The organism is Cellulomonas fimi (assembly GCF_012952065.1).
Taxonomy (GTDB): Bacteria; Actinomycetota; Actinomycetes; order Actinomycetales; family Cellulomonadaceae; genus Pengzhenrongella; species Pengzhenrongella fimi_A.
The window spans coordinates 68075-93902 of record NZ_JABCJJ010000001.1; the positions used below are offsets into that span (position 1 = coordinate 68075).

25 protein-coding genes, 1 tRNA gene, 1 other RNA gene and 1 pseudogene are annotated in these 25828 nt (G+C 72.9%); 12 read left to right on the plus strand and 16 right to left on the minus strand.

Annotated elements, in window-relative coordinates; translation table 11 throughout:
• Window positions 1-10 precede the first annotated feature (10 nt).
• The 5 genes from HIR71_RS00335 to HIR71_RS00355 form a co-directional block, all read right to left on the minus strand.
• Window positions 11-3586 (minus strand): WD40 repeat domain-containing protein, encoded by a 3576-nt coding sequence (locus tag HIR71_RS00335; protein WP_169322621.1) that lies wholly within the window; start codon window positions 3584-3586, stop codon window positions 11-13.
• Window positions 3568-5442: a CHAT domain-containing protein gene (locus HIR71_RS00340; protein ID WP_211373599.1), complete on the minus strand. Its 1875-nt coding sequence runs from the start codon at window positions 5440-5442 to the stop codon at window positions 3568-3570. The genes HIR71_RS00335 and HIR71_RS00340 overlap by 19 nt, the downstream gene beginning before the upstream one ends.
• A gap of 253 nt (window positions 5443-5695) precedes the next feature.
• The gene (locus tag HIR71_RS00345; RefSeq protein WP_169322622.1) at window positions 5696-6085 is read right to left on the minus strand and encodes a VOC family protein; all 390 of its coding nucleotides are present in this window, start codon (window positions 6083-6085) and stop codon (window positions 5696-5698) included.
• Window positions 6067-6372 carry an ArsR/SmtB family transcription factor gene (locus HIR71_RS00350; RefSeq protein WP_169322623.1) on the minus strand — a complete coding sequence of 102 codons (306 nt, stop codon included), beginning with the start codon at window positions 6370-6372 and terminating at the stop codon, window positions 6067-6069. The genes HIR71_RS00345 and HIR71_RS00350 overlap by 19 nt, the downstream gene beginning before the upstream one ends.
• Window positions 6373-6488: 116 nt before the next feature.
• Complete coding sequence (locus HIR71_RS00355) at window positions 6489-6650, minus strand: hypothetical protein (protein ID WP_169322624.1); 162 nt, start codon at window positions 6648-6650, stop codon at window positions 6489-6491.
• A gap of 69 nt (window positions 6651-6719) precedes the next feature.
• Between HIR71_RS00355 and ffs the strand changes: the two genes are divergently transcribed.
• Window positions 6720-6816: signal recognition particle sRNA small type (gene ffs, locus HIR71_RS00360), an RNA gene on the plus strand.
• A gap of 68 nt (window positions 6817-6884) precedes the next feature.
• Here the strand turns inward: ffs and HIR71_RS00365 are convergent.
• The gene (locus HIR71_RS00365; RefSeq protein WP_169322625.1) at window positions 6885-7430 is read right to left on the minus strand and encodes a hypothetical protein; all 546 of its coding nucleotides are present in this window, start codon (window positions 7428-7430) and stop codon (window positions 6885-6887) included.
• A gap of 73 nt (window positions 7431-7503) precedes the next feature.
• On the opposite strand from HIR71_RS00365, the gene HIR71_RS00370 reads away from it, so the two are divergent.
• The 3 genes from HIR71_RS00370 to HIR71_RS00380 all read left to right on the plus strand — a co-directional run bounded on the left by HIR71_RS00370 (window position 7504) and on the right by HIR71_RS00380 (window position 11049).
• Window positions 7504-9726: a DNA polymerase III subunit gamma and tau gene (locus tag HIR71_RS00370; protein ID WP_169322626.1), complete on the plus strand. Its 2223-nt coding sequence runs from the start codon at window positions 7504-7506 to the stop codon at window positions 9724-9726.
• A gap of 71 nt (window positions 9727-9797) precedes the next feature.
• A complete protein-coding gene (recR, locus tag HIR71_RS00375; protein ID WP_169322840.1) occupies window positions 9798-10397 on the plus strand; it encodes a recombination mediator RecR in 600 nt (199 codons plus the stop codon).
• A 52-nt stretch (window positions 10398-10449) separates the two neighbouring features.
• Entirely contained in the window at window positions 10450-11049 is a 600-nt protein-coding gene (locus HIR71_RS00380) for a DUF5063 domain-containing protein (protein ID WP_169322841.1), read from the plus strand.
• A gap of 27 nt (window positions 11050-11076) precedes the next feature.
• Here the strand turns inward: HIR71_RS00380 and HIR71_RS00385 are convergent, their stop codons facing one another.
• Both HIR71_RS00385 and HIR71_RS00390 read right to left on the minus strand, forming a co-directional pair.
• Entirely contained in the window at window positions 11077-12288 is a 1212-nt protein-coding gene (locus HIR71_RS00385; RefSeq protein WP_169322627.1) for an ABC transporter permease subunit, read from the minus strand.
• Window positions 12285-13265, minus strand: a complete 981-nt coding sequence (locus tag HIR71_RS00390; RefSeq protein ID WP_169322628.1) for an ABC transporter ATP-binding protein — start codon at window positions 13263-13265, stop codon at window positions 12285-12287. The genes HIR71_RS00385 and HIR71_RS00390 overlap by 4 nt, the downstream gene beginning before the upstream one ends.
• Window positions 13266-13389: 124 nt before the next feature.
• Here HIR71_RS00390 and HIR71_RS00395 point away from each other — a divergent pair, with 124 nt between their 5' ends.
• The 3 genes from HIR71_RS00395 to HIR71_RS00405 all read left to right on the plus strand — a co-directional run bounded on the left by HIR71_RS00395 (window position 13390) and on the right by HIR71_RS00405 (window position 16765).
• On the plus strand, window positions 13390-14172 hold the full coding sequence (locus HIR71_RS00395; protein WP_311835995.1) for a sulfite exporter TauE/SafE family protein: 783 nt from the start codon (window positions 13390-13392) through the stop codon (window positions 14170-14172).
• A gap of 203 nt (window positions 14173-14375) precedes the next feature.
• Complete coding sequence (locus tag HIR71_RS00400; protein WP_169322630.1) at window positions 14376-15647, plus strand: aspartate kinase; 1272 nt, start codon at window positions 14376-14378, stop codon at window positions 15645-15647.
• Window positions 15648-15655: 8 nt separating this feature from the next.
• Window positions 15656-16765, plus strand: coding sequence for an aspartate-semialdehyde dehydrogenase (locus HIR71_RS00405; protein ID WP_169322631.1), 1110 nt, complete (start codon window positions 15656-15658; stop codon window positions 16763-16765).
• A 171-nt stretch (window positions 16766-16936) separates the two neighbouring features.
• On the opposite strand, the gene HIR71_RS00410 is transcribed toward HIR71_RS00405, so the two are convergent.
• On the minus strand, window positions 16937-17434 hold the full coding sequence (locus tag HIR71_RS00410) for an NUDIX hydrolase (RefSeq protein ID WP_169322632.1): 498 nt from the start codon (window positions 17432-17434) through the stop codon (window positions 16937-16939).
• A 147-nt stretch (window positions 17435-17581) separates the two neighbouring features.
• Between HIR71_RS00410 and HIR71_RS00415 the strand changes: the two genes are divergently transcribed.
• Window positions 17582-18241, plus strand: coding sequence for a hypothetical protein (locus HIR71_RS00415; RefSeq protein ID WP_169322633.1), 660 nt, complete (start codon window positions 17582-17584; stop codon window positions 18239-18241).
• Window positions 18242-18427: 186 nt separating this feature from the next.
• Here the strand turns inward: HIR71_RS00415 and HIR71_RS00420 are convergent, their stop codons facing one another.
• Together HIR71_RS00420 and vapB are read right to left on the minus strand one after the other, a co-directional pair.
• The gene (locus HIR71_RS00420) at window positions 18428-18838 is read right to left on the minus strand and encodes a PIN domain nuclease (protein ID WP_169322634.1); all 411 of its coding nucleotides are present in this window, start codon (window positions 18836-18838) and stop codon (window positions 18428-18430) included.
• Window positions 18835-19056 (minus strand): type II toxin-antitoxin system VapB family antitoxin, encoded by a 222-nt coding sequence (gene vapB / locus HIR71_RS00425; RefSeq protein ID WP_169322635.1) that lies wholly within the window; start codon window positions 19054-19056, stop codon window positions 18835-18837. The genes HIR71_RS00420 and vapB overlap by 4 nt, the downstream gene beginning before the upstream one ends.
• 113 nt (window positions 19057-19169) lie before the next feature.
• On the opposite strand from vapB, the pseudogene HIR71_RS16310 reads away from it, so the two are divergent.
• Window positions 19170-19263: pseudogene (locus tag HIR71_RS16310) on the plus strand (ATP-binding protein); the annotation flags it as partial.
• 590 nt (window positions 19264-19853) lie between these two features.
• Here HIR71_RS16310 and HIR71_RS00435 read toward each other — a convergent pair.
• From HIR71_RS00435 to HIR71_RS00445, 3 genes are all read right to left on the minus strand, one after another.
• Window positions 19854-19927, minus strand: a tRNA-Pro gene (locus HIR71_RS00435).
• Between the two features lie 83 nt (window positions 19928-20010).
• Complete coding sequence (locus HIR71_RS00440; RefSeq protein ID WP_169322636.1) at window positions 20011-20967, minus strand: metallophosphoesterase; 957 nt, start codon at window positions 20965-20967, stop codon at window positions 20011-20013.
• Between the two features lie 6 nt (window positions 20968-20973).
• Window positions 20974-23439 (minus strand): penicillin-binding protein, encoded by a 2466-nt coding sequence (locus tag HIR71_RS00445; protein ID WP_169322637.1) that lies wholly within the window; start codon window positions 23437-23439, stop codon window positions 20974-20976.
• 214 nt (window positions 23440-23653) lie between these two features.
• Between HIR71_RS00445 and HIR71_RS00450 the strand changes: the two genes are divergently transcribed.
• Genes HIR71_RS00450 through HIR71_RS00460 form a run of 3 tightly spaced genes read left to right on the plus strand, consistent with a single transcriptional unit; the run spans window position 23654 to window position 24626 of the window.
• Window positions 23654-23953, plus strand: coding sequence for a WhiB family transcriptional regulator (locus tag HIR71_RS00450; protein WP_311835996.1), 300 nt, complete (start codon window positions 23654-23656; stop codon window positions 23951-23953).
• A 44-nt stretch (window positions 23954-23997) separates the two neighbouring features.
• Window positions 23998-24156, plus strand: a complete 159-nt coding sequence (locus tag HIR71_RS00455) for a DUF4177 domain-containing protein (protein ID WP_169322639.1) — start codon at window positions 23998-24000, stop codon at window positions 24154-24156.
• Entirely contained in the window at window positions 24156-24626 is a 471-nt protein-coding gene (locus HIR71_RS00460) for a RidA family protein (RefSeq protein WP_169322640.1), read from the plus strand. The genes HIR71_RS00455 and HIR71_RS00460 overlap by 1 nt, the downstream gene beginning before the upstream one ends.
• 34 nt (window positions 24627-24660) lie before the next feature.
• Here the strand turns inward: HIR71_RS00460 and HIR71_RS00465 are convergent, their stop codons facing one another.
• Window positions 24661-25338 (minus strand): Crp/Fnr family transcriptional regulator, encoded by a 678-nt coding sequence (locus HIR71_RS00465; protein WP_169322641.1) that lies wholly within the window; start codon window positions 25336-25338, stop codon window positions 24661-24663.
• Between the two features lie 62 nt (window positions 25339-25400).
• The gene (locus tag HIR71_RS00470) at window positions 25401-25817 is read right to left on the minus strand and encodes a hypothetical protein (RefSeq protein WP_169322642.1); all 417 of its coding nucleotides are present in this window, start codon (window positions 25815-25817) and stop codon (window positions 25401-25403) included.
• Window positions 25818-25828 lie beyond the last annotated feature (11 nt).

A 25828-nucleotide genomic window follows, 5' to 3' on the forward strand; every position in this document is an offset into this window, starting at 1 on the left:
GTAGACCTGCTCAGCAACCCAGCTGGTAGACGCGGCACTCGGTCTCGGTCGGCGCTCGGGTCGCCTTGGAGCGGACCAGATCGAGGAGGCTCGCGTCGTCCAGCGGGAGGCTCACGAACGAGCCGTTCAGCATGTACGCCGCGACCCGCTGCCCGTCGCCGGTGAGGCCGGCCGTCTGGAGGTAGGAGTTGAAGACGACCGTCCGCAGCGTCTCGCCCGACTCCGGCTCCGACAGCACGACCTGCCGGTCGGCCGCGAACGTCAGCAGCCGGCCGTCGCGCGTGAAGGTGATCCCGTCGATCGGCTGCGTGTGCAGGTTCGGCATGGAGACGAGCGCACCGTCGTCGGCGTCGAAGACCGCCGCCGCTCCCTGCTCGGTGGCCAGCGCGACGTGCGTGCCGTCCTCGGACATGGCGACGGCGCTCACGACCGGCTGGGCTGCGGGCTGGTCCACCCGACGCTCACCGGCATCGGCGGGGAACCGGAGCGTCGCGGTCTGCTCGGTCCCGTCCAGCGCGATCACGACGCCCGCCACGAGGGTCGGGGCGTCGTCGTCCACACGCACCGGCGTGCTGTACACGAGGACCACGTGGGTGGCCTCGGGCGAGAGCCCGACGAACGAGAGTCCCTCGGCCTGTGCGGGGGCGAGCTCCTCGATCTCGTAGCCGGTGCTCGCGTCCCACCGTGCGACTCGTCCCTGCTCGTCGCCCGTCACGACCGAGCGGCCGTCGGCGCTGAACCGGGCGTCGACGAACCAGCCGTCACCTGCGGACAGGGCGAGCAGCTGCTCGCCGGTCTCCAGGTCCCAGACGTGGGCATCGCCGAGGTCGGTCTGCACGAGGACCCGCCGACCGTCGGGGTCCACATCGATCCCGTCGACGCCGTCGGCGGCCACCACGGGGGTCGTGCGCCGGCGACCGGACGCGTCGACCACCTGGACGCTCCCGTCGGTGCGCGCGCTGTAGATCAGGTCGCCCTCGTAGGCCACGGCCCGGACAGGCTCCGCGGGCTCGGTGCGCCAGACGGCAGGGCTCCCTGTCGCCGGCAGCACGAGGACGCGCGTCTCGTCGACCGGGTCGAACACCGCCGCCACGAGGTCGGCGCCGGGCACGAACACGTCGGCGAGCTGGATCCCGGAGCGGAGGTCCTGGACGCGGACCTCGCCCCACGCTGCCATCGAGATCACCCGCGTGAAGTCGCGGTTGACGGCTCGGTAGTCGGCCTCGGTGTCCTCGTTCGGGGGGTGGAGCGGGGTGCCGGAGGCGAGGTCCCAGATCGTGACCGTCCCGTACGCGCCGACGGTCGCCAGGCTGGTGCCGTCCTCGCTGTAGGTGAGGTTGACCGCCGGCTCGGCCATGACGATGCGTCCGCGCTCGGCCCCGGTGACCGGGTCCCAGAAGACCAGGTCGACGTCGTCGCTGATCGTGGCGAGCGCGCTGCCGTCGGGGCTGAAGGCCGCGCCGTAGCCGGTCGTGCCCGGGTCCGCGACCGCGACCCGCTCGCCTCCCGCGCGCGGCCCGACGGTGTACCGCCCGCCGGCGTCGAGCACGGCGATCCGATCGCCCTGGGAGGAGAGCGCGACCTGCCACACCGCGTCGTCGAGCCCGTCGCCCCAGGGCAGCGCCTCGCCCGAGGGCACGTCCCAGAGCAGCACGGAGCCGTCGTCGAGCCCGATGAGCACCGTGCTCGCGTCCGCGTCGAGGTCGACGGCGTTCACGACGACGTCGGGCGGGACCTCGTAGCGCGCGAGGAGCTCACCGGTCTCCCAGCTCCAGAGCTGAACCAGGTTCGAGTACCCCGTCACGACGGACGTGAGGTCCTGCGAGATCGCCGCCGAGTTGACCGGGCCCTCGTGGTCCCCGATCACGACCTCGGTGGGGGAGGCGCTCACGGCCATCGACACCACGTCGCGCATGTTCGGCTCGAGCCCCTCGTCGCCGACCATGCCCGCGAGCGCCCCGGCCAGCACGACGCTCGTCTCCAGGTCCCACTCGAGGTTGCGCAGCGTGCCGACCAGGAGGCTCTGCTGCCGCTCCTGCGCCTCCGCCTCGCTACGGGCGGTGCGGGCGCCGAGGTAGAGCACGGCGGTCGTGACGAGCAGGACGACGGCGACGACGCCCGCCGCGGCCAGGCCCTGTGCGAGCCGCCGCATGCGGACCGCGTTGCGCAGGTCGCGCTGCTGCCGCTCGTCGGCCTGTCGGGACGCCACGAGGAACTCGGTCTCGCGCGCGTTGAGCGGCCCGGGGACCCGCTCGGCGTCGGCGTCGGCCTGCGCCAGCGCAGGCCCGACGAGCAGCAGCCGGTCGGGTCGCTTCTCGGCGTCCCAGAGCAGGGCGGCACGCTGGAAGTCCATGAGGTGGGACATGCGCCAGGCCGCGTTGTCGCGCATGACCGGCTCGATGAAGCTGTCGTGCGCGAGCTCGTACCACGTGGCCTGCCGCCGCGTCTCGGCGCGCACGAGGTGGGCGCCCAGGAGCCTGTCCAGGAGCGCGCGGTCCTCCTCACCGCCGCCGAGCGGCCCCTCGAGGACCTGGCCGCGCAGGCCCTGCGGCGTGATGAGGCGCTCCTCGAACCAGTCGCGCACGTCGCCCTCGCGGACGCCCGTGCGGGTGCCGTTGACGTCGTCGACCGCCTGGCTGACGCTGTGCGCGTAGTACCAGGCGAGCGACTCGCCGACGTCACCGAGCGCGGACCCCTCCGCCTCGGTGATCTGCGTGGCGCCGGCGGGCAGCCGGGACCACAGGCGGTGGCAGGCGACCTGGAGCTGGACGGGCTCGACGTAGGCGCCGAGCGCCTCGGTCGTCCCCGTCGGGCGCTGGACCCGCACCCGCCGCAGCTCGTCGACCAGCTGGTGCGCGGCGTCGTCGGTGAAGGTCACGCCTGCCTCGCGCGCCGGCTCGACCACCGCCTCCAACGCCTGGTCGGCGGTCAGCAGGTCGAGCCGGTACCGCGTTCGGAAGCGGGTCGGCACGTACCGGAGGTACGGGTCGAGAGCCGCGAGGAAGTCCTCCCGCATCGCGAAGACCGCCCAGTGCTGGCGGTCACGCAGCGTCTCGCCGAGCTCGGCGAAGAACTCGCGCTTGGCGTCCTCGTCCGTGGGGTCCGCGGTGAGGACCTCCTCGAACTGGTCGAAGATGAGCACCTCGTTCCCCGGGCGGCCGTCGAGGTCGGGACGCAGGCGCAGGTACTCGGACAGCGACAGGCCCGCGAGCTCGCCGATCGAGCGCTGGAGGTGCGGCGGGACGTTCTCCTCGAGCGACAGCAGCGTGCTGAGCAGGTAGCGGTTGCGGGGGGCCACGAGCCGCGGGTCGGTCTCGACGGTGTGCGTGACCCGGACGATCGGCAGCACCTCGAACTTCGCGTCCTCGAGGGCGCCGATCAGCGCGGCCTGGAGCAGCGACGTCTTGCCCGCGCCCGACGGCGAGTAGAGCAGCACGATCCGCTCGGCCACGACCAGGTCGAGCAGCTCGTCGCGCGCCCGCGTGCGCCCGTAGAGCGGGTCGCCGGCGGTGAAGGACGTCGGGCCGACGTAGGGGTTGTCGGTGCGGACGGCCGTGACCTCGCTGGTCACCGCCGGGAGCCCCACTCGTCGTGCAGCTCCTTGACGAAGCTCTCGGTGCTGCCCCAGTACAGGCTGATGTGCGAGTTCCGGAAGTAGCTCTCGAGGTAACGGCGCGCGCGCTCGGCGTCGATCGTCGTGCCCTCCTCGGGGTCGATCTGGACCGCGACGTGCGTGTAGTCGTCACGCCTGCGGCCGCCCTCGGCGTTCATGAGGCTGCGGTAGAGCACGCGGAAGTCCCACTCGTCGATGCGGAAGCCGACGAACATGAGCGCGGAGTCCGACAGTGCGCGCCGCACGACCGACGGCACCAGGTCCTGGTTGCGCGTGACGCCGATGAGGAAGTCGAAGTAGTCGTCCTCGGTGAGCACGAGGGACTCCGGCTCGTCGATCAGGCCGAGCAGGTGGTAGACGAGCGGGCGCTGCACCGACGGTCGGTAGCCCGGCTCACGCTCGAACACGGACTCCGGCCAGTACCCGTCCTCGCGCCACCGGCACAGCTCGACCTCGGGCGCGCGCCCGGCGTCCTCGAGCGCGTTCGCCAGCAGGCGTGACGGCTGCGTCGTCACGTAGATCGGCGTCGGCAGCTCGGCGAGCACCGAGTACGGCTCGGTCACCCCGCGCGCGTGCCGCACGCTCCAGGCCTGCGCGAGGAGCTCCTCGAGCGGGACCCGGGCGCCGTCGTCGGGCATCGGCGGGAGCTCGTCGCCGTAGCGCTCGAGGAGCGTGCGGCGCAGGTGGGCCTCGAGCTCGAGCCGCGGGAAGCGGCGGTTCTGGTTGATCGACAGGTACTGGGCGACCTGCGGCAGGCTCTCGCGGTTGTGCGGGGCCATCGGGAACCGGTAGCTGCGCGCCCAGCTCCTCGCGATCTCCTGCCGGGTGCCGAGGAGGGCGTCACTGATCCCCGGGCCGACGATCGGCGTGCACTTGCCCGCGACGATGTCGGTGACGAGCGAGGGCCACTTGTCGAACTTCTCGCCGCCCGGCGCGGTGCCGGGGACGTACCAGAGCCGGCCGCTCTTGAGCCGCATGAACAGCGCGGGCACCCACCAGTCGGGCCGCTCGCGCACGACCGACCGCGCGACCGCCGTCGCCCGGTCCACGAGCCCGTCCTCGTCGAGCGCCTCGAAGAACGCCTTGGTGAACTCGCCCGCGGTCCGCATCGACACGTTGCCCTGCATCGCGAGGACGGCGGGCACGCCGGTCTCGGCCAGTCGCGGTCCCAGGGCTGCGAGCACCCCGGCGTCCTCGCTCCGGCGGTCGGCCCCGGCGCCTGCGCTCTGGCACGACGCGAGGAACACGAGCCGCGGCGTGCGGGTGAGCGAGCGCAGGTGGTCGACCAGCTCGCTGCCCAGCATCGGTGCCGCGCGGCCGTCGTCGTCCTCGAGCAGCAGGACGGGCTCGTCGTTGGCGAGGTAGCCGTGGCAGACGAGGTAGACGACGTCGTACCCCGTCCGCAGCTCGGCGAGCAGGTTCGCGGCCGTGGGCCGCGCGGCGCCGGGCAGCTCGACCAGCCGGAGCCCCGCCATGCCCTCGCGCGCGCGCTCGAGCTCGGTCTCGACCGGGACCGGGGCGAGCGGCCGCCCCGCGCTGATCTCGTCGAGGTTCGACGGCGCCGCGACCACCGCGAGCGCGCGCAGGTCGCCGCGCGGGCGGACGCCGACCGGCCGCCAGTCCAGGCTGCCGAGGTAGCGGGAGAACAGCACGTTCTCGTTGGTGAGGAGCGTGGTGCCGTCGCTCGGGTCGCGCAGCGTCTCCCAGCGGATCCCGTGCAGCGCCGTGGCGCTCGGCCCGATCACGAGCCGGACGCGCAGCCTGACCCCCTGGCTCTGCGACGTCGCGACGGCCGTGCGGAACGCGGTGCCGATGGCGCCGGCGAACAAGCCACGGCCCAGCGCGCGGCCGTACTCGTCGTCGTCGTCCAGGGCGTCGAGCTCGCGGGCGTCGATGTGGGCGACGAGCGGCCCGTCGGCGTCGAGCCGGTTCTCGGCGTCGGTCCGGGGGAGGGCGAAGCGCAGCTCGACGCTCTCGTGAAATCACCCGGCGGTGAAATCACCCGGCGGTGAAATCACCCGGCCGCGAAATATCCGGCCGTGAAAGTGACCCGCGAGGTGGCTCGCCGGGTGGCTCGCCGGGTCAGGCCATGGCGGCGAGCTGGATCAGGTTGCCGCAGGTGTCGTCGAGCACGGCCGTCGTCACGGGGCCCATCGTGAGCGGGGCCTGGGTGAACGTCACGCCGAGCCCGACGAGCCGCTCGTACTCGGCCTGCACGTCGTCGACCGCGAACGCCGTGGCGGGGATGCCGTCGGCCACGAGCGCCTCCTTGTAGGGTCCGACGGCGGGGTGGCCGCTGGGCTCGAGCAGCAGCTCGGTCCCGTCGGGGTCCTCGGCGGAGACGACGGTGAGCCAGCGGTCCTCGCCCATCGGGACGTCGTACTTCTTCACGAAGCCCAGGACGTCGGTGTAGAAGCGCAGCGCCTTCTCCTGGTCGTCGACGAACACGCTGCTCAGGTGGATCCGGGGCATCGGGACTCCTTGTCGGTGGGTCGGACGGGCCAGCGGTCGACGACGGCCCGCAGCGGCGCGGTGTCGACGTCGTGGAACTTGTACTTCCCCTCACGCCTCGTCCGGATCAGGCCGGCGTCCTCCAGCACCTCGAGATGCTGGGAGATCGCCTGCCGGGAGGAGCTCAGGCCGTGCTTGGTCACCAGGCGGGCGCAGAGCTCGAAGAGCGTCTGGCCGTCCCGCTCGACCAGCTCGTCGAGGATCGCCCGGCGGGTCGGGTCGGCGAGCGCCTTGAACACGTCACCCATGGAGGAACTATAGGCAAGCAAATACTTGCGTGACAAGACACCGGCCGGCTCGCGCCCGGGCTACGCGCTCGCGGCACTCGCCGCCGCTGCCTGCTGGAGCTGCTGCAGGACCGCCGTCATCGGCAGGTACCCGCGCAGCGCCGTGATCGCCCCGCGTCCCGGACCGCGTCGCGCCCGGTGATCGTGTCGCCCGTCTCGACGATCGTCATCGTCACGTCGGGAGCGAAGAACTGGGCGAAGTCTCCCTCGGCCGCGAGGGAGTCCAGGTACTGCGTCACAGGTCTGGGTCCAGGTCCAGGTCCGTGGCCGAGGTCCGTGACAGCCGCGAAGGCTTGTTAGGATCGGCGGCAGACCCCTCGTGCGGCGTCATCTCGCTGAACTCCCCCAGGGCCGGAAGGCAGCAAGGGCAGGTGAGCTCTGGCGGGTGTGCGGGGGGTCCTCGCATGCCGCTGAGGAGCCAGCCCGCGACACCGCCCTCCCCGGGACGGGCCCGTCGGGTCGGTGGAGGCGGATCAGGTGGCCCCGGCGCGGGAGGCGCGCTCGCCGGCCAGGTCCGTCAGCACGGTGAGGGCGCCGAGCGCGAGGCCGATCCTGGTGTGCGGGCGGCTCACGCCGCCTCGGGCGAGCTGCTCACCGAACCGGTAGGTGCCGCGTTCGGCGGCCACCGTCCCGGTCGCGAGGACCACGAGGGCGCCGAGTCCGAGCGCGACCTGCGCGGGCGGGGGAAGCCTGAGCAGCGGCGTGTCGCGCGAGGGTGTGCCCGGGGCGTCGGCGGGGCCGGCCCGCTCCGCGTCGTCGGCAAGCTCGCCGGCCCCGGCGGCGGTGGCGCGCACGTCTCGGCCGAGCCACGCGCCGTAGAGGCCCGCCGGGACGAGCAGGACGGTCTTGACCAGCGCGCGGTCCCGCGGGCTCGTCACGTAGTCGGGCAGCGCGTACCAGACGCAGGCGACCGCGCCACCGAGCAGCGAGGCCGGGAGTCGCTCCCGGGAGCGCGCCGGGGCACGGTCGTCGGTGGCGGGCCGGGTGGGCGGCAGGGGTGGCGTCTCGCGCTCGGTCATCGGCCCAGTGTGCCGTGCGGAGAGGGACCACGAGGGATGAGCAGCGTCAGGATCGGCGTCTATGGTTCGGTGCGTGACGACAGCCCTGTACCGCCGCTACCGGCCCGAGAACTTTGCCGAGGTCATCGGGCAGCAGCACGTCACCGAGCCGCTCATGCAGGCGTTGCGCTCCGGCAGGGTCAACCACGCGTACCTGTTCAGCGGCCCGCGGGGCTGCGGCAAGACGACGTCGGCCCGCATCCTCGCGCGCTGCCTCAACTGCGCGGCCGGCCCGACCGACACCCCGTGCGGTGCGTGCGAGTCGTGCCTCGAGCTGGCGCGCGGGGGCCCGGGCTCGCTCGACGTCGTCGAGATCGACGCGGCCAGCCACGGCGGGGTCGACGACGCGCGCGAGCTCCGCGAGCGGGCCACCTTCGCGCCGGCGCGGGACCGGTTCAAGATCTTCATCCTCGACGAGGCGCACATGGTGACGCCGCAGGGCTTCAACGCGCTGCTCAAGATCGTCGAGGAGCCGCCCGAGCATGTCATGTTCATCTTCGCGACGACCGAGCCGGACAAGGTCATCGGGACCATCCGCTCGCGCACGCACCACTACCCGTTCCGGCTCGTGCCGCCGGACGTGCTGACCGGGTACCTCGAGCAGCTGTGCGCGGCCGAGGGCGTGTCCGTCGGCACGGGCGTGCTGCCGCTCGTGATCCGCGCCGGCGCCGGGTCGGTGCGCGACTCGCTGTCGGTGCTCGACCAGCTGGTCGCCGGCGCCGCGGACAGCACCATCGACTACGAGCGCGCCGTCGCGCTGCTCGGCTACACCCACACCACCCTGCTCGACGACGTGGTCGAGGCGGTCGCCGCGAACGACGGCGCGAGCGCGTTCCGCGTGGTCGAGCGCGTCATCTCGACCGGCCACGAGCCCCGCCGCTTCGTCGAGGACCTGCTCGAGCGCCTGCGCGACCTCATCGTCATCGCGGCGAGCGGCGAGGCGGCCGACGCCGCGCTGCGCGACGTGCCGACGGACCAGCTGACCCGGATGCGCGCGCAGGCCACGCACCTCGGCCCCGCCGAGCTGTCCCGCGCGGCCGACCTCGTCAACGCGACGCTCACCGAGATGATCGGCGCGACGTCGCCGCGCCTCCACCTCGAGCTGCTCGTCGCGCGCCTGCTGCTGCCCGCCGCCGACGACGGCGCGGTCGGCCTCGCAGCCCGGCTCGACCGGCTCGAGCGCGGGTGGCGCGCAGCGCCCGGGGGTGCGGGCGCGGCTGTCGAGCCTCCGACTCCCGCTCCGGCCGAGCCGTCGCCGCCTCCTGCCGTCGAGCCACCGGCGCCCGTCGAGCGGGTCGTCGAGGTCCCCGCTCCGGCGGAGGTCCCCGCTCCGGCCGAGCGCCCCGCTCCGGCGTCGTCCGACGTGGCGCCGGGTGAGCCCGCGCACCCGCAGTCGTCGGCGCCGATCCGTCCGACGTCGCGGGTCGACGCGCCGACCCCTGTCCAGCCCGCGACCTCGAGCCGTCCCCCCGCGGGCGGCCGGACGAGCCCGTCGGCGGCGGAGCCCCCGCGCGCGACGCCTGCCGCGGGTGGGTCGGCCCGTGAGACCGCCCAGCCCGCCGCCGCGACGCCGTCGAGCCCGGGGCTCGACACCGAGGTGCTCCGTCGGCGGTGGCCCGAGGTGCTCGACACGCTGCGCCGGCTCAAGGTCGGCACGTGGGCGCGCGTGAGCGACCACGCGCAGGTCGGGGAGCTCACCGCGACGACGCTCCGCCTGGTGTTCGCCAACCCCGTCATGGCGACCGACCTCCGCGGCGGCATCCACAACGAGATGGTCCAGCGGGCAGTCCGCGAGACGCTCGGCTTCGACGTGAAGGTCGAGGTGGCGGTGGGGGACGCGGCCTCGGGAGTGGGTCCGGCGGGCCGGGCAGGAGCGGAGCGTCGCGCACCGAGCGGGGGGGAGTCGCAGCCCGCCGAGGGCCGTCCGATACCGCAGGCGGTCGACCGGGTGCGCGCCGAGGCGTCGTGGTCCGACGTCGAGCCGCCGCCCGACCTCGACCCGGTCGAGCCGCCGTACGACGACGAGCCCGGTGGCCCACGGGGCGGTGCTGTCGCGCCCCGGTTGAGCGCGCGCGCGGCCGGCGAGCAGGCGCACGCCGAGGCGATGCGCCGGACCGGTGCGACGCCGTCGGCGGTCGAGGACTCACCGTCGCCCGACGACCCGGACATCAGCGGGTCGCACCTCAGCGGGCCGCCGCTCATCGCGCAGATGCTCGGCGGGACCGTGATCGACGAGCAGGTCGGCGACGAGCTGTGATCCGCTGCCGGTCCTGAGCCTCTGCCGAGCCGGGAGGCTCCGCGTCGGTGGCACCCCGTAGGCTGGCCGACGTGTACGAAGGCGCGGTCCAGGACCTGATCGACGAGCTCGGCCGGCTTCCCGGCGTCGGGCCCAAGAGCGCGCAGCGGATCGCCTTCCACCTGCTGGCTGTCGACCCGGTCGAGGTGCGGCGGCTCGTCGACGCGCTGACCGAGGTCAAGGCGCGCGTCCGGTTCTGCGACGTCTGCGGCAACGTCACGCAGGAGGAGACGTGCCGGGTCTGCCGCGACCCCCGGCGGTCCACGACCGTGATCTGCGTGGTCGAGGAGCCGAAGGACGTCGTCGCGATCGAGCGCACGCGCGAGTTCCGCGGCAAGTACCACGTGCTCGGCGGAGCCATCAACCCGATCGCGGGCGTGGGGCCGGACGACCTGCGGATCAAGGAGCTGCTCACGCGGCTCGCGAGCGGCGAGGTCACCGAGGTCATCCTGGCGACCGACCCCAACGTCGAGGGTGAGGCCACCTCGACGTACCTCGCGCGGATGCTCCTGCCGATGGGCCTGACGGTGAGCAGGCTCGCGTCCGGTCTGCCGGTGGGCGGCGATCTGGAGTACGCGGACGAGGTGACCCTCGGCCGTGCGTTCGAGGGGAGGCGACGGATCAATGCCTGACGGGACGAAGCCTGACGAGACGATGCCTGACGGGACGATGCCGGCCGTGCCGATGCAGGACGACCAGGGGAACGACATCGATCCGGCGGTGGCCGCCGAGGCGGCCGACCTCCTCGCGGTGGCACGCACCATGGCCGAGGAGAGCCGGAGCTACCTGAGCACGGTGACCGAGGTCGGCTCCGGGAGCAATCCCGAGGCCACGATCCCGCTGCTGCTCCTCGCGGTGTCCGACCTGCTCAGCGCCGGCGCGCGACTCGGCGCGATCCAGGACGTCGTGCCGCCCGAGCGCTACGAGCCCGACGTCGGGCCGGACCCCGACGTGGACCCGTTGCGGATCGCCCTCGCCAACGTGCTCGAGGGTCTCGACGAGTTCGCCGAGATCGTCGACCCGCTCCTGGGCGCCGAGATCGGCACGAGCTCGATCTCGGGAGACCTGGTGGCGATCGCCGGCGCCGTCGCGCAGGGTCTGCGGCACTTCGAGGCCGGTCAGACGCTCGAGGCGCTCTGGTGGTGGCAGTTCTCGTACCTGTCCGCCTGGGGTGAGCGCGCCTCGAGCGTCCTGCGGGTGCTCCAGGTGCTGCTCGGGCACCTCCGGCTCGACGTCGAGGACGACGTCGCGGCCGAGGCGGAGTACGACGCGCTCCAGCCCTGACCGCCGAGGCCTGGCCGCTGAGCCCTTTCAGGCGACGCGCGTGCCCCGGGGCAGCGTGCGCTGCGGGATCGCGAGGCGACGCACCGCGATCGCGAGGCCGGCCCCACCGAGCGCCAGGTTCGCCGCGAGACCCCACGGCCAGACGACGCTCCGGTCGGGCTCGCGCTCGGCGACCGGCGACTGGGCCACCGGCGACTGGGCCGAGCCGCTCGTGAGCTCGGCGAACCCGCCGCACCAGTCCTCCTCGGCCGCCGGTCCGGTCCGCGCCTCCCGCACGCCCGTGCGGATCGCCGCGAGCGGGTCCGCGGTGTAGACCGTCTCCTCGACACGGACCTCCGGCGCTGCGTCGGCGAGGATGACGAACGGGTTGACCGCGAGCAGCCACCACGTCCGCTCGGTGTGCGGGCGCGACATGGTGACGGTCTGCCACGTGCACGTCGGCGGCTCGTCGTCGTCCCACCGGTAGTCGCCCGACGTGGTCCACACCCGCACCGGCTCCTCCTGCGTCACCGCGGGCAGCGTGAGGGCGAACACGATCGGGCTCAGCACCGTCAGCCCGGCGACCGCGAGGAACGTCAGGACGGCGGAGCCCGACGTCCGCGGCGACAGCGCCGAGAACCCGAGCCCGATCGCGCACACCACGGCGAGCAGCACCGCCAGCACGACCAGGCACACCACCACCGACACCACGGGCGTGCCCCCGGCCGCGAGCGCGACCACGAGGAACGGCACGCCGGCCGCGAGGAAGGCGAGCGCCGCCACCCAGGCCGCGACGAGCTTGCCGACGGCGATCTCGCCCGGCGTCAGCAGCGTGACCTGGAGCGTCGCGAGCGTCCCCGCGGCGCGGTCGCCGTTGATCGACGTCGCGCTCAGGGTCGGCGAGACGAGCAGCCCCAGGAACAGCACGAAGAACACGACGACACCGAAGATGGTCGGCCCGCGAAGCACCTGAGCCGACACCCCCATCCCGCTCGTGTCGACGCCCGGCGGCGTGCCGGGGAACGCCGCGCCGACCGCCGCCCACGTGAGGGCGGTGACCGCCCCGACCACCACGAACCACACGACCAGCGCCACGACCCACCGCGTCGACCGCACGCGCTGGCGAAGATCGAGCACCGCGACGGTCCGCACGCCGTGCCACGACAACGACCACGGGCCCTGCTCCGCCGGGCTGCCCGACGGCGCGGGGTCGCCTCCCGGGGTGGGTGCGGCGTCGTCCAGGGTCACCTCGGTGGTCATCGCCGCTCCTCCTCGAGCGCCAGGTACGCCTGCTCGAGAGCGCCGCCCGCGGGTGCCAACGAGGTCACGGGGACGCCCGCCGCGACGGCGTCGCGCAGCAGGGCCGCAGCACCCTCCTCGCCCTGCACCTCGACCAGCACACCCCCCGGCCCAGCACCCGGCCCAGCACCCGGCCCAGAATCTGGCCCAGAATCCGGCCCAGCACCCCGCCCGTCCGCGTCGTCGTCCGGTCGCCAGGCGGCGCCGGCCGAGTCGAGCCAGCGGGTCAGAGCCGGGAAGGACAGCGCGCGCAGGCGCCAGGTCCGCGGCCCCGCCTCGGCGCTCGCGACGCTGCCCGACGCCGCGGTGCGCCCGCGCGAGAGGAACACCGCGTCGTCGGCCATCTCGTCGAGCTCGGTGAGCACGTGGCTCGACACCAGCACCGTCCTGCCCTCGGCCGCGAGCCGACGCAGCAGCACGCGCAGGTCGACGCGGGACCGCGGGTCGAGACCGCTCGCGGGCTCGTCGAGCAGCAGGACCTCCGGGTCGTGGACGAGCGCCCGCGCCAGGCCGAGCCGCTGCTTCTGCCCGCGAGACAGCACGCTGGCGGGGCGGTCGGCGAACTCGGTGAGGTGCACGGTCTCGAGCAGCTCGGCGGCGCGCGCCGCGCCTCGGTCGGGTGCCATCCGGTAGGCCGCCGCGAACGTGCGGAGCACCTCGCGCGCGGTCAGCGAGTCCCACGTGCCGAAGGCGTCGGGCATCCAGCCTGTCCGGGCACGGGCGGCGTAGCCGTGGACGGCGACGTCGTACCCGCCGACCCGCACCTCGCCCGCGTCCGGCACGAGCAGTCCCGCGAGGATCAGCAGGAGCGTCGTCTTGCCCGACCCGTTGGGGCCGATCAGGGCCGTGACGGCACCGGGCCGAGCCTCGAGGCTGACGCCGTCGAGCGCGCGGACCGTCCCGAACGACCGGTGCACCGCGCGCACGCTGAGAGACATGCGCCGAACCTACGCGAGCGCTGTCCTGTGCGGCAGAGCCGCTCGTGGGACCCGTTGCGACGCGCGTGCGACGCGTGTGATAGACCAGCGCCGTGCTGCAGACCGTCACCCGTTCGGCGCGCGCGTGACGTCCGGCGGCGTCGAGATCGCGGGCGCCACCCTCCTGCTCCTGGTCCTCGCCGGCTTCGCCGCGGGCTGGATCGACGCCGTCGTGGGCGGTGGCGGTCTGGTGCAGCTGCCGGCGCTGCTGCTCGTCCCGGGGATGAGCCCCGTGCAGGCGCTCGCGACCAACAAGCTGGCCGGGATCATGGGCACCTCGGTGAGCGCCGTGACGTACTACCGGCGCGTGGGGCCGGACATGAGCACGGCGCTCCCGACCGCGCTCGCGGCCCTCGGCGGGGCCGCCGGGGGAGCGGCGCTCGCGAGCTCGCTGCCGGAGGCCGTGTTCCGTCCGGTCATCCTGGTGGCACTCGTGCTCGTCGCCGTCTACACGGTCGCGCGGCCGAGCGTCGGCAGGTCGACCGCGCTGCGGTGGGCGGGTCGGCGGCACACCGGCGCCGCGGCGGCGATCGGCGCGGTCATCGGCTTCTACGACGGGCTGCTCGGCCCCGGGACCGGCACGTTCCTCGTGATCGCGCTCGTGGGCGTGCTCGGGTTCGCGTTCCTCGAGGCGTCGGCGCAGGCGAAGATCGTCAACGCCGCGACGAACCTCGGGGCGCTCGCGGTGTTCGCGGTCCAGGGCGCGCCGCTGTGGAAGCTCGGGCTCGCGGTGGGGGTCGCCAACATCGCCGGCGCGTACCTCGGCGCACGGATGGCGGTCGCGAAGGGCAGCGCGTTCGTCCGGGTCGTGTTCGTCGTGGTGGTCGGCGCGTTGATCGTCCGGCTCGGCTGGGACGTCTTCGCCTGAGAGGTCGACCGCTCGCCCGCCACCGCCCACGAGACTCACCCGCGCGACTCACCCGCGCGCCACGTCGTCAGACCCACGTGAGCCCTGAGCGTCGCGTCGTTCTGACAACGAGAAGGGGTCCGCGATGTGAGCGGGACCGGGTCCGGAGGGTGGCCGCACCTAGACTCGGCCGCCTGTCCCCAGAGGAATCCGGAGCTCGGACCGTGGCCCTGATCGTCCAGAAGTACGGCGGATCGTCCGTCGCCGACGCGACCAGCATCAAGCGCGTGGCGAAACGGATCGCCGAGGCGAAGCGCGGGGGGAACGACGTCGTGGTGGTCGTCTCGGCGATGGGTGACACCACCGACAACCTCATCGACCTCGCGAACGAGGTCACGCCGATGCCGCCCTCGCGCGAGATGGACATCCTGCTCACAGCAGGCGAGCGCATCTCGATGGCGCTCCTCGCGATGGCGATCGAGTCGCTCGGCGTCGAGGCGAAGTCGTTCACGGGTCAGCAGGCCGGCGTCATCACCGACACGCGCTACGGCAAGGCCCGCATCATCGACGTCGCGCCCGGGCGCATCACGTCGACGCTCGCGGAGGGCGCTGTCGCGATCGTCGCCGGCTTCCAGGGCGTCACGCAGCACACGAACGACGTCACCACCCTGGGCCGCGGCGGCTCGGACACGACGGCGGTCGCACTCGCCGCCGCGCTGCACGCCGACATCTGCGAGATTTACACCGACGTCGACGGCGTCTTCACGGCCGACCCGCGCATCGTGCCGTCCGCCCGGCGGATCCCGCGGATCAGCTACGACGAGATGATGGAGATGGCGGCGAGCGGCGCGAAGGTGCTCGGGCTGCGCTGCGTCGAGTACGCCCGCCGGTACGGGGTGCCGGTGCACGTGCGCTCCTCGTTCTCGGGGCGCGAGGGCACACTGGTCACGGACGAGATCGAAGGAGCAGGAACCGTGGAGGAGCCGATCATCTCCGGCGTCGCGCACGACCGGAGCGAGGCCAAGATCACCGTGGTCGGCGTCCCCGACGTGCCCGGCAAGGCCGCGAAGATCTTCGAGGTCGTCGCCGGTGCCGAGGTCAACATCGACATGATCGTGCAGAACGTGTCGGTCGCCGCGACGGGGCTGACCGACATCTCGTTCACGCTCCCCGCGACCGACGGTCAGCACTGCATCGCGGCGCTGACCGCGGCGCAGGCCGAGATCGGCTACGACTCGCTGCAGTACGACGACACGATCGGCAAGCTGTCGCTCGTCGGCGCGGGGATGCGGTCGCACCCCGGCGTCTCCGCGAAGCTCTTCGCGGCGCTCAGCGCCGCGGGCATCAACCTTGAGATGATCTCGACCTCGGAGATCCGCATCTCCGTCGTCACGCGCGCCGACCACCTGGACGACGCCGTGCGCGCCGCCCACTCGGCGTTCGAGCTCGACAGCACCGAGGACGAGGCCGTCGTGTACGGCGGGACCGGAAGGTGAGCGACCCGATGAGCAACCTCAGCGAGAACACCCAGCGCGGCTCGCAGGCCCAGCACGGCCTGCGCGTCGGCGTCGTCGGCGCGACCGGGCAGGTCGGCGCCGTGATCCGCCGGCTCCTCGAGGAGCGCGACTTCCCGGTCGAGCAGATCCGATTCTTCGCCTCGGCCCGCTCGGCCGGCACGACCCTGCCCTGGAAGGGGAGCGACGTCGTCGTCGAGGACGCCGCGACCGCGGACCCGACCGGCCTCGACCTCGCGCTGTTCTCCGCCGGGGGAGCGACCTCGAAGGCGCAGGCTCCAAGGTTCGCCGCGGCCGGCGTCGTGGTCATCGACAACTCGTCCGCCTGGCGGATGGACCCCGACGTGCCGCTCGTCGTCTCGGAGGTCAACCCGGGGGCGGTGCGCGAGGCGCGCAAGGGCATCATCGCCAACCCGAACTGCACCACGATGGCCGCGATGCCGGTCCTCAAGGTGCTGCACGACGAGGCGGGTCTCGAGCGCCTCGTGGTGAGCACCTACCAGGCGGTCTCGGGCAGCGGGCTCGCGGGCGCCGAGGAGCTCGCGGGTCAGGTGAAGGCGGTCTCCGAGCAGGGCGGCTCGCTGACGGACCTCGTGCACGACGGCGCGGCCCTCACCTTCCCGGAGCCGGAGAAGTACGTGCGCCCGATCGCGTTCAACGTGGTGCCGCTGGCCGGCAACCTGGTCGAGGACGGGTCGCTCGAGACCGACGAGGAGCAGAAGCTCCGCAACGAGTCGCGCAAGATCCTCGGCATCCCCGAGCTGCGCGTGTCGGGGACGTGCGTGCGTGTGCCCGTCTTCACCGGGCACTCGCTCTCGATCAACGCCGAGTTCGCGCGGCCGATGACGGTTGCACGCGCGCAGGAGCTGCTGCTGGGCGCGCCCGGCGTAGAGCTGACGGGTGTGCCGAACCCGCTCCAGGCGGCAGGTCAGGACCCGTCGTACGTGGGGCGGCTCCGGCAGGACCCGGGCGTGCCCGACGCGCGCGGGCTCGCGCTGTTCGTGAGCAACGACAACCTGCGCAAGGGTGCGGCGCTCAACGCGGTGCAGATCGCGGAGCTGCTCGTGGAGAAGCTCGCAGGGGAGCGCGTCGCCGGCTGAAGCGTGTCAGACACAGCGCGCGCCCCGGCGCGCGCTGTGCCTGACACCGCGTCCGTCGACGTGCTCATGGCTGACGTGTCAGGCGTGACGCGTACGGGGGCGCGCGCTGTGTCTGACACGCGCTGTGCCTGACGCGCGCTGTGCCTGACACCGTGTGGGGGAGCCGTCGGGTCAGCTCGGCGGCGGGTCGAACCAGGTGCCGCGCGCCGGGTCGGCGCGGTAGGCGAGGGCGTGCGCGATCCGTTCCCGTGACGTCCGCGTCATCGGCTCCGGCAGTGCGTCCGGAGGGAACCAGCCGACCTCGGTCGACTCGTCGTCGCCCACGTGCGCCTCGCCGCCGACCGGTCGGCACAGGAACGTGAGATCGACGTACTGCGCCTGGTCGCCGTTCTCGTAGACGACCCTCTCGCGGTCCGACGACACCGCGACCAGGGCGACGGTGACGGCGTCGACCCCGGTCTCCTCCCGGACCTCGCGGACCGCCGCGTGCGCGGGCTGCTCGCCCGGCTCGAGGATCCCGCTGACGACGGCCCATCGTCCGTTGTCGGCCCGTCGCCCGAGCAGGAGCCGCCCGTCCTCGTCGACGACGACGGCGCTCACGCCCGGCAGCCACAACAGGTCCGTGCCGACGCGGGCGCGCAGGCGGCTGACGAAGTCGGGGATGGGCATGCGCCGAGCGTACGTGCGGGCAGCGTAGGTGTGGACCGTGTCCGTGCGATGCGCCGCATGGGTGCGAATCGCCTGATCGATCCCTTGTGCCGCATCCGGCGGCCTGGTCGGATGTGCCGACGTCCGTCCTGCGGAGAGAAAGGTGCCATGCCGACCCTGACCACACGCGTGAGTGGTCCTGCTGCGATCGTCGGCGGACTGCTGTGGGTCGCGGTCGTGCTGCTCCACGCGGCGCGGCCGGTCGGATGCGTCGGTGCGGGGTGCGCGGTGTCTCGGATGCGTTCGCCGGGCCCGTGGGAGGCGCCGCTCCTCGTCGCCGCCGCGCTGCTGCTCGGCGTCGCGGCCGCGGCCCTCGTCACCGCGGCCCGCGCGACCGGGCGCTGGGGCCGGCTGGGCCGCCGTGGGGTCTTGGCGGCAGCCGCGGGGTTCGTCGTCCTGGCTCTCGGGGGCGGGCTCCAGTCGCTGGTGTACGGCGGCGACTGGAGCGCCATGCCGCTCTTCGTGGGCCCAGGGATCCTGCTCGCGTCGGTCCGACTGGTGCTCGTCGGGGTGGCAGTGCTGCGCGCCCGTGTGATCTCGTCGTGGGCCGGCGTCGCCCTCGTGGCGGGCGGTGCCGCGATGCTCGCGTCCAACGAGCAGACCGCGCTGGTGCTGTTCTTCCTGCCGTTCGGCGTCGGTTGGGTCATGGTCGGCATCGCGATGCTGACGGCCCGGGGAGCCGCGGAGCCGTCGCGCGAGCCTGCGAAAGGCCACGAGCATGCGAAAGGCCCGAGCATGCGAAAGGCCCGAGCACGCGAAAGGCCCTGACAGGCGTCTCCGCCGACCAGGAGCCTTCCTCAACCGTCGGGTGGCGGGATCGGGGTGGCGGGATTCGAACCCACGACCTCTTCGTCCCGAACGTCCCGGGTGCGGAATCTCGCTGGTTCTCCGAGGGGAGAGTCCTTCTGGGCCGCTGAGTGCGGTGTGGGGGTGATTCTGGGGTCAGCGCCCGGCTCACTCGACGCGAAGGCGTTCCATCGGCTGCCCGGTCAGGTCGGCGATGAGGTCGAAGTCCTTGTCCAGGTGGAGGACCGTCCGTTGCGTCAGCTCGGCCGCCGCTGCGACGAGGAGATCAGGGATGGAGGGGGCGCGATGCCGGCCACGCTCGGCCAGCAGTCGCTGTACCTGGACGGCTCGGTCCTCGGCGGCGGGCGTCAGGTACTCCACAGGCATCGATCCCACCGGCGCGGAGCTCAGCGTGCGCCCGAGGTCGTCGGCGGACCGGGCCGAGAAGCCGGCTTCAAGCAGAGTCACTGTAGTAATTGCGACCATTCCGCGTTCGATCCGGTTGGCCCATTCCTCGGCGTCGGCGCTCTGGCCCAGCCTGACGAGCGCAGACTTGTCGATCAGCCAGGACGTCGTCATGACCAGGCGTCGGACATCACCGTCTCGTCGGCGAGGTCGGCGACGAGATCTCCGAGTGCGCGCAGGTCCGCCGCAGTAACCGGCCCGACGGTCCGTCGAGCCTCGCGGTGCAGGTGCCGACGCAGGTACTCGGTCCGTGAGATGCCGAGCCTCGCTGCCTGCTCATCGAGCAGGGTCAGGTCCTCGGCGGGTAAGTTGCGGATCAGGACGTCTGGCATGGGTCCACCTCCTAGATATCTGACGCTATCACGCCACGAGAGCATGATGCCGTGCCCGGCCGTCGGGGGTTCGCCTGCACCGCGACATCCTCACCCACCTGGCGACCACGACGTTCGTCGCCAAGGCCGAGAACGTCGTGCCGCTCGGCCCGCCCGGGGTCGGCAAGACCCACGGCATCGCCCTCGGCGTCAAGGCCGCCCACGACACCGGACGCCTCGCACACGAGCTCACAAGCCTCGCCGCTACAAGCTGCATATCATCGACGAGGTCGGCTACACAGGTCGTCGCCACCCGCAGATTCGAGACCGAGCGGGCGGCGGCCGACTGGGAGCGGCGGCAGCGTGGTGCGTTCGACGAGCTCGGATATCGACCCGAGGAATGGGCGAGGTCACCGTCGAGGCCCTACTGGTCGACTGGCTGGAGAAGCGGGGCTGTGCGGGTAGGTGGCACCACGCTGAACACGGACCGCGACCTACTGCCGACCCTCGGTCCGCAGTCCGGCAGGACCCGGACCGAGACGATCCTGCCGACGGGGTTCCGTTCCGCAGACTCCACGTCGGCAGGGTCATCGCGGCGGCGATCAGCGGATCGCAAGACGGCCTGCTCGCCCGTGGGCTCGCTCCGACGTCGTGAAGCGACACGGGTGGAACGATGTCGGCCGCGGCCGCACCCTGCACGACCTGCGGCACACGGCTGCCTGTGAGTGATCACGCGCAGCGTGCCTCTGACGGTGCAGGCGTGGCAGGGTCAAGGCCCCTGGTCCGCGTCTCCGCCGACCAGGGGCCTTCCTCAACCGTCGGGGTGGCGGGATTCGAACCCACGACCTCTTCGTCCCGAACGAAGCGCGCTACCAAGCTGCGCCACACCCCGATTGAGCCCGCCCAGGATAGCCGACGCACGGGGGTGCGACGAAACCGGCTGCCCACGGTCTCAGCCTGGCTGCGCGCGTGGAGTCAGGCCGCGCGCGCGACCAGCGTGAGCAGCGACGCCTCGGGGCGGCACGCGAACCGGACGGGCGCGTACGGCGACGTCCCGAGGCCTGCCGAGACGTGCAGCCAGGTCGACCCCTTGCCCCCGGGCTCGTCGGGGCGGGCTCCCGGCCAGCCGTGCAGCCCCTTGGCGCGGCCACGGTCGAGGTCGCAGTTGGTGACGAGCGCGCCGTAGAGCGGCAGGGCGAGCTGCCCGCCGTGCGTGTGCCCGGCGATGATCGCGTCGACGCCGTCGTCGTGCATCTGCCGCAGCACCCGCAGGTACGGCGCGTGCGTGACGCCGAGGTGGAGGTCCACCGGGTCGGCGCCGGTGCGCGCGTCGTCGGTGCCGCCCGCGGTGGGGATGCGGTCGCGGTCGAGGTGGGCGTCGTCCGTACCGACGAGCGACACCCGCCGACCGTCGACGACGACGACGTCGCGCCGGTTGCCGAGGTCCTTCCAGCCCGCGTCGGTGAGCTCGCGCGCGAACTTGTCCGCCGGGAGCTCGCGCAGCTCGGGCGCCTCGCGACGACGAGCGTCGGACAGGAGGTACCGGGCCGGGTTCTTGGGCTGCGGGGCGAAGTAGTCGTTCGACCCCATGACGAACGCGCCCGGCGTGCCGAGCAGGGGCTCCAGGGCGTGCACGAGGCTCGGCAGGGCGTCGACGTGGGCAATGTTGTCACCCGTGTCGAGCACGAGGTCGGGGCGCAGCGACGCGAGATCGCGGACCCAGTCGATCTTGCGCTGCTGCGACGGCACCAGGTGCAGGTCGGAGAGGTGCAGCACCCGCAGCGGAGGTTGGCCAGGCGGCAGCACCGGGATGGTGACCTCGCGCAGGGCGTACCAGCGGACCTCGACGAGGGCTGCCCAGGCGAGGGCCGCGACGCCGACGGTCGCGAGGGCGGCCGCGGCGCCCGTCGCGGCCCGGAGAGGGTGGCTCACAGGCCGTCAGTCGCGGTTGCCACGGCCGTCGCCGCCCCGACCGTCGCCGCCCCGCCCGTCGCCGTTCCGGTCACCGGCGTCCCCCTCAGGACCGCGGGGCGGGGGCGCCACGGTGTTCTCGGCCGGCTGGGTTGCCGGCCCGCTCGAGATCACGAGGGTGATCATCGCGCCGCGCGCCACGCGTGCGCCGGCACCCGGCGACGTCGATCCCACGGTGCCCGCGGGGGCGGACGACGGGGCCTGCTGACCTGACGTACGGACGTTGAACCCGGCGCCCCGGAGGGTCGCCCGAGCGTCCGCCTCCGACCTGCCCACGACGTCGGGCACGGCGCCGCGCTGGCCCTCGATCTCCGTGGGGGAGGCGGCGGGGAACGGCACGACGGGCATGCCCTCGGACGCCTGTCGCATGAACCGCTGCCACGTCGGGGCGGCGACGGTCGAGCCGTACGCGTTCCGGACGTACCTGCCGTTGATGGTCACCCCCTGCACCGGCACCATCGCGTCCGGGTACCCGGCCCACACGGCGGTGGCGAGCTGCGGCGTGTAGCCGACGAACCAGGTGTACTCGTTCTGCGACGTCGTCCCGGTCTTGCCTGCCGACGGGCGGTCTCCCAGGCCGCCGAGACCCCTGGCGGTGCCCTGCCAGACCTGGCTGAGCGCGTAGTTCATGGCCGAGGCGATGCGCGGCTCGAGCGCCTGGCGGCAGTTGCTCGACGGGACCGGAAGCTCGGCACCAGCGGCATCGACGACGCGCGTGATGGCGATCGGCTCGCAGAAGGTGCCGTTCGCTGCGAAGGCCGCGAAGGCGGCGGCCATCGTGAGGGGCGCCACCGAGTCGCTGCCGAGCACGTTCGCCGCGACGACCTTGAAGTCGCTGCCGTTCGCCTGGTGGATCCCGAGCGACTTGGCCGTGTCGAGGATCCCGCAGAGGTTGAGCTCGCTCGCCATACGGATGTAGCCGGAGTTCACCGAGTTGCGGGTGGCGTCCATGACGCTCATCACGCCGCCGGTGCCCTCGGCGTTGCCGAACTTGTACTCGCCGCCACCCAGGTTGGTGCAGGGCGCGTTGAACTCGCGGAGCTGGTAGGTCATCTTCCGGGCGTCGATGGTCTCGTTGAGGCTGCGCCCCTCCTTGAGCCACTGCGCGAGCGTGAACGGCTTGAACGTCGACCCGGGTGCGAAGCCCTTCGACGAACCGTAGGCGCTGTCGGTGTTGTAGTTGACCGCCGTCTCGCGGTCGCCCGCGGTCGACGTGTTGTTGTAGATCCGGTTCTGCGCCATCGCGAGGATCTTGCCGGTGCCCGGCTCGACCACCGAGATGGCCGACGCGACCCCGGACGGGTCGTCGACAGGGATCCCGGCCTTGACCTCGGCATCGGCGATCGCCTGCATGCGGGGGTCGAGCGTCGTCGTGATGGTCAGCCCGCCGCGGTAGAGCAGCTGCTTGCGCTGCTCGGGCGTCTCGCCGAACGCCGGGTTGTTCGTGATGACCTTGGTGACGTAGTCGCAGAAGTACCCGGACTGGGCGACGGCGTTCGCCGTCATGCAGCCGAGGCCGGTGCCCTGGACGTTGAGGTAACCGCCCTCCTCCACGCTCACGAGCGGCGTCGCGATCCCGGCGTCGTACTGGGCCCGGTCGATGATGTCCTGCGCGAGCATGAGCCCGAGGACCGTGTTGCGCCGGGAGGTCGAGTTCTCGGGGTTGACGACGGGATCCCACTTCGTGGGGCTCTGCGTGACGCCCGCGAGCGTCGCGGCCTCGAGGTAGTTGAGCTCGGCCGCGGGCTTGCTGAAGTAGAACTGCGAGGCGGCCTCGACGCCGTACACCGAGGCGCCGAAGGAGGCGATGTTGAGGTAGCGGGCGAGGATCTCCTCCTTGGAGTACTTCTGCTCGAGCGCGATGGCGAGCTTGGCCTCGCGGAGCTTGCGGCTCACGCCGGCCGTGCCCTCGGCCTCGCGTGCGGCGGCGATCGCGTCGGTGTCGCCCTCGCGCGCCGCGGCCTCGATGAGCACGTTCTTGACGTACTGCTGCGTGAGCGTCGAGGCGCCCTCGACGTCGTCGGTCAGCGCGTTCTTGGCCGCCGCACGGACCATGCCGGTGGGGTCGATGCCGCCGTGCTCGAAGAACCGCTTGTCCTCGGTCGCGACGACCGCCTGCTGCATGACCGGCGCGATCGCCTCGAGCGGCACCACGATGCGGTTCTCGAGGTAGAACGTGGCCAGCACGGTCGTGCCGTCGTTGGCCAGCACGGTCGACTTCTGCGAGAGCGGCTGCTCGTCGAGCTCGGTCGGCAGGTCGTCGAACACCTCGGTGGTGGCGTCGGCGACCACGCTCGCTCCCGCGACCGCCGGCAGCACGAGCCCCGCCGCGAGCACGCCGCCGACCCCCGCGATCAGCAGGAACGCCAGCAGGAGCGCGAGCGCCTGGAGCAGGTTGACCTGGCGGCCGCCAGGACGCGCAGAAGTAGCCATGCTCCTCAGGGTACGGGAGCGCTTCGCCCGACCCGTGAGGGGACGTGCCGCCGACCCCGACCTCTACCGGACCTCCACACCTATCCCACACGACGCCCCGCACCGCAAGTGGCCGGCCACCACCACCCGATCGGGGTCTTGTGGAGCGAACACCTGGCGCGAGATGGTCGATTTGCGCCACTCTGTGCGGCTCACGGCGAAAGGCGCAACTGGCGTGAGAGCACTGGTGGATGACGCGAACTGGACCGCGCGCGGAGCGTGCCTCGACCTGGCCCCGGACGACCTGTTCGTCCAGGGAGCGGCGCAGCGCTCGGCGCGTGCGGTCTGCCAGGGTTGCATCGTTCGGCTCGAATGTCTGGCGGATGCGCTCGACAACCGCGTCGAGTTCGGCGTCTGGGGCGGGATGACCGAGCGAGAACGGCGGGCGCTCCTGCGGCGCCGGCCCGACGTCGCGTCCTGGTACGAGCACCTCGTGGTCGAGGGGCTCCCGCCCGATCCCGATCCCGGCGAGTAGCCGAACCCCGACCACTCGCGAACCTTGCCCAGTAGGCTGCGGCCATGGCCACCACGTGGGAGTACGCGACCGTTCCACTCATCATCCACGCCACCAAGGCGATCCTCGACCAGTGGGGGTCGGACGGCTGGGAGCTCGTGCAGGTCGTGCAGGGTCCCGACGCCGGGCTGGTCGCGTACCTCAAGCGGCCGACGAGCGCCTGATGGGTACGGTCGCCGACCGGATCGCGCAGCTCGGGCTGACGCTGCCGACGGCGGCTCCTCCCGTGGCGACGTACGTGCCCGCGGTGCAGGCCGGCAAGTTCGTCTACACCTCGGGTCAGCTGCCGTTCGTCTCCGGCGCGCTCCCCGCCACGGGCAAGGTGGGCGTGGGCGACGGCCTCGTGGACCCGATCGACGCGGCGGGGTATGCCGGGACGGCGGCCCTCAACGCGCTCGCGGCCATCGAGGCGCTCATCGGCGACCTCGACCAGATCGTCCGGGTCGTCAAGGTGGTCGGGTACGTCGCCAGCGACCCCGGGTTCACGGGGCAGCCGCAGGTCGTCAACGGCGCGAGCGACCTGCTCGGCTCGATCTTCGGCGACGCCGGGGTGCACGCGCGCAGCGCCGTCGGCGTCGCCGTCCTCCCGTTGGACGCCCCCGTCGAGGTGGAGCTCCTCGTCGAGGTCCGGTGATCGACGGGCCGCGACCTGCGATGACGGCCGCGAGCTAGCGGGCCCGTCGCTCCAGGCGGTCGACGTCGAGGAGGACGACGGCGCGCCCCTCCCGGCGGACCCAGCCCCGTGCGGCGAAGTCCGCGAGCGCCTTGTTGACCGTCTCGCGTGAGGCGCCGACGAGCTGCGCGAGCTCCTCCTGCGTCAGGTCGTGCGCGACCCGCAGACCGTCCTCGACCGGCTCGCCGAAGCGGGTCGACAGGTCGAGCAGCGCCTTGGCGACACGTCCCGGCACGTCCGAGAACACCAGGTCGGCCAGCGCCTCGTTGGTGCGGCGCAGCCGGCGGGCGAGCGCCTGGAGCAGGTGCTTGGCGACCGCGGGGTTCGTCTGCAGCCACGCCACGAGGTCGCGGTGGGCCAGCTCCTGCAGGCGCGCATCGGCGACGACGCTCGCCGTCGCGGTGCGGGGACCGGGGTCGAACAGCGAGAGCTCGCCGAACATCTCGCCGGGACCCAGCACGCTGAGCAGGTTCTCCCGGCCGTCGTTGGACCGCCGGCCGAGCTTGATCTTGCCGCGCTCGATCACGTAGAGCCGGTCTCCGGGCTCGCCCTCGTGGAACAGCACGTCGCCGCGCGCCAGCTCGATCGGGGTCAGGGACGCCCGAAGCGCCTGCGTCTGCTCCACGTCCATGTCCGCGAACAGCGGTGCCGTGAGCACCACGTCGTTCTCCACGCGCCCGTCCTCACCCGTGCCGACCGTCACATCCGGCTGACAGTCTGCCCCATCACGGGTCCTCAGGGGATGTCTGCCAGTCCGCGCAGTCCCGCGACCGGGTCCATCGCGAGCCGCCGGATGAACTCGTCCGTGGTCCCGTGCAGGGCGCGGACGACCGTCGACTCGTAGGTCGCGAGCCTGCGGTCGAGCTCCCGCAGCGACTCGAGACGGTCGAGCTCGGCCGGAGGAGCGCCGTCGCGCACGGCGCTCACGAGCTCGACCGCGGACGGGAGCCCGGCGCCGGCGTCGACCGGCAGCACCCCGCCCGTGTCGTACCCCAGGGGATCGGGCATGAGCGCGGCCGCGACCGCGAGGTCCATGCGGGCGCGGAGCAGACGGCGCCAGCGCGCGACGCGGGCACGCTCGGCCCGGAGGGCCCGGCGGGAGTGGCGGAGGTCGGAGAGGGCGAGCGTTCCGCTGCGGGTCGTCGTCCTCACCACCGTCCTGC